General features: G+C 69.1%; 3 protein-coding genes. All 3 read right to left on the bottom strand.

The window, feature by feature from the left end:
• Positions 1-129: 129 nt before the first annotated feature.
• The 3 genes from HMPREF3086_RS11670 to HMPREF3086_RS11660 all read right to left on the bottom strand — a co-directional run bounded on the left by HMPREF3086_RS11670 (position 130) and on the right by HMPREF3086_RS11660 (position 2,639).
• Positions 130-1,551, bottom strand: coding sequence for a ParB/RepB/Spo0J family partition protein (locus HMPREF3086_RS11670; RefSeq protein ID WP_070721996.1), 1,422 nt, complete (start codon positions 1,549-1,551; stop codon positions 130-132).
• A 115-nt stretch (positions 1,552-1,666) separates the two neighbouring features.
• Positions 1,667-1,951, bottom strand: coding sequence for a hypothetical protein (locus tag HMPREF3086_RS11665; RefSeq protein WP_061230133.1), 285 nt, complete (start codon positions 1,949-1,951; stop codon positions 1,667-1,669).
• Between the two features lie 133 nt (positions 1,952-2,084).
• A complete protein-coding gene (locus HMPREF3086_RS11660) occupies positions 2,085-2,639 on the bottom strand; it encodes a hypothetical protein (protein WP_070721994.1) in 555 nt (184 codons plus the stop codon).
• Positions 2,640-2,671: the final 32 nt, after the last annotated feature.

Raw genomic sequence — 2,671 nt, 5'->3', positions numbered from 1 at the left:
CGCGGGAGCTGGCCCCAGAACACCCGCACCGGTCGGGCACATGGTCTTTCTGGGTTTTCGTTCACGCCCTGCGGGCGGCCTCGCGGTGGCCGTACCGGTCTTTCGGTCCGACCACCGCGGGCCTTGGGGTTAGAGCTCGTCGGTGGGCACGGTCTCGCCGCAGGCGCGGCGTTCGACGGGGGAGAGGGCGTAGCCCTGGGCCTCGATGAAGCGCAGGTACGCGGTGGTGCGGGGGTCGATGTGTCGCCACGATCCCTTGTGCGTGTTGGCCTCGTGGGCGATCAGGCACAGGGCCAGGCTCGTCATCGTGGCCTTTGCTGTGCTCATTTCGGCGGCGTCTTTGACCGTGAGGTAGTGCTCGCGCTCGGAGCGCAGGCGCTCAGACGCGAGCAGGTGTGGGCTGTTGGCGATGGTTGCCGCGATGAAGGGGGCGCTGTTCTTGGGCGCGGTCTTGCGGGCGCAGAAGGTCTTGAGCCAGTCGCGGCGAACCTGCTCGGCGGCGAGCCACGCCTTGTTCGCGGCGATGACGTCGCGGCGTTCGGCGCGGGCGGCCTCTTTGTCCTGCTCGGTCGCCGCGGGTGCTGGTGCGGTTGCGCCGAGGCGCTTCCAGCCGCGTGCCGCCGGGTTGTCGCAGTACAGGCGGTGCGTGACGACGAGTTCTTCGTGTACCTGGCTGTGGGTGATGCCGCCTTCGGGTATGTCCTGGTCGTCGTCCTCGTAGAGCTCGTAGGGGTCGACGGGCTCGCCGGTGGCTGTGAGGACGGTCGTGTAGTCGGCGCGCAGCTGGACGGCGATGTGGTCGCCGGGGGCGTTGTGGTCGACCTCGGCGTGCTCGCCGGTGTCGATGTCGACGAGGCTGGACACCCATTCGCCGGGGGCGTTGTAGTCGGGCCAGCCCTCCATGATGCGGACCCCCTTGGCCTCCCACTCTGGGCGGGCCTGGGCGACGGCGGCGTCGATTTCGCGGTCCTGGCGCAGCCGTGCGGCCTGGTGGTCGAACTGTCCGTGCCGTGCGGCTCGGATGAGGCGTTCGACGGCGCGGGGGTCGTCGCTGAACTCGGCCACGATCGCGGCCTGGGTGATAGTCAGGTCGTATTCATCGAGCACCGCGGTGTTGGTCATGGTGGTGGCGGCGTCGACGGTGGAGCGGTCGACCCGGAGGCGCTTGCTGATCTGGGCGGGGGAGACGCCGAAGGCGGCGAGCTGGGCGATGGTGTCGGCCTGCTCGCGGGCGGTGAGGTTCTGGCGCTGCTGGTTCTCGTCCCATTGGGCCGCGATCAGGTCGGCCTTGCCGTCGAGGTCGTCCGCCGGGGCGGCGGTGACGACGACGGGCACCGATTCGAGGCCGGCCTCGCAGGCGGCGAGGGTGCGGCGGTGTCCGTGTTTGACGACGAGCGCGCCGCTGTCGGCGCGGTAGGCGTTGATCGGTTCGAGCAGGCCGTGATCGCGAATGCTGGCGACCAGGTCGGGGGAGACCTGGGCGTCGCGGATGTTCGACAGGATGGTCAGCTCCGAGGGGCTGACGTGGATGAGGTTCATCGTGGTGTCCACGGTGGTCCTTTCTCGTTCGGGGTGAGGGGCCTTATGGCCCGCTCTGCTTTAAGCCTACACGCATCATGCACGCATTGGGCGTGCATGATGCGTTAATGTGTGTTTAACCGCGGCTTTAGGGCTCGGGCGCGTATACGAGGCGGCTGACTCCGCGGCTGGTGTAGAAGCCGCCGGTGAAGGTTCCGGTGTCGGATGGCTCGTCGTGGCCGAGTGACCAGACTTGGGCTGCGAGGTCGTCTGCGTCGAGTGTGCCGTCGGGCTTGGTGTGGGGGGTGACGATGCCGCTGCGGGGGCCGATGGTGATGCGGCGGGCGCGGTGGTCGCCCGCGCGGGCGAGGTTGACGGTTTGGCGCAGGAGGTCGCGCAGGCTGGTCGAGTGCAGGGGTTCGGCTGTGTCCATGCGGGCCAGCCTGGCACGGCTCGGGGCGCTTTCTCCGTGACGCGGGGCTGTCCTGTTGTGGTCTGTGGAGGCGGGGGCGGGTTGTGAAATGCCCGGAGGGGACGCCCCCGGGCGTCCCCTCCGGGGCTGTGGGCTAGGGCAGCAGCACGTCGAAGTGGGTGAGGGTGACGCTGTGGGCCGTGGGGGCGTTGGTGGTGCTGGTGAAGCGTGCGGTGAGGGCTCGGACGCGGGGGCCGACGTAGATGACTCCGGAGACGTAGTAGATGGTCTCTTTGCCGTTTTCGACGGTGTCGATGTCGGGGGTGTACTCGAAGATGGCGCGGTGGGTGTCGTTGGTGCGGACCTTGCGGGCGACGGCGGCGCGGTTAATCGCAGCGGCTCCCTGGGGGGTGGCGATGTGGTCCATGTCGGTGACGCGGCTGCGCTGGTTGTTGTAGACGGCCAGGGCGACGCCAATGGCGCGGTAGATCTGGCGTAGGACCAGATCGGCGACGTTGGGTGATTCCTCGGCGGGTGCGCCGTGGTTGCGCTCGAGCTGCTGGGCGATGTCGTCGCGGGCGGCGTCCTTCACCTGCTCGATGAGCCAGTCGCTCGCCGCGAGCGGGGCCACGTTGTAGCGGCGCATATCGGCGTAGGCGGCGGCGATCCCCTCGGCGCCGGGGATGACGTAGGCGGGCGACGTGGTCATGGTCGCTCCTTTCGGGTTCGGGGTGAGGGGCC

Origin of the sequence: Dietzia sp. HMSC21D01 (assembly GCF_001815995.1) — a bacterium.
GTDB classification, from domain to species: domain Bacteria; phylum Actinomycetota; class Actinomycetes; order Mycobacteriales; family Mycobacteriaceae; genus Dietzia; species Dietzia cinnamea.
The sequence above is the reverse complement of the archived record's forward strand: the minus strand, read 5'-3'. Positions and strand labels throughout refer to the sequence as shown.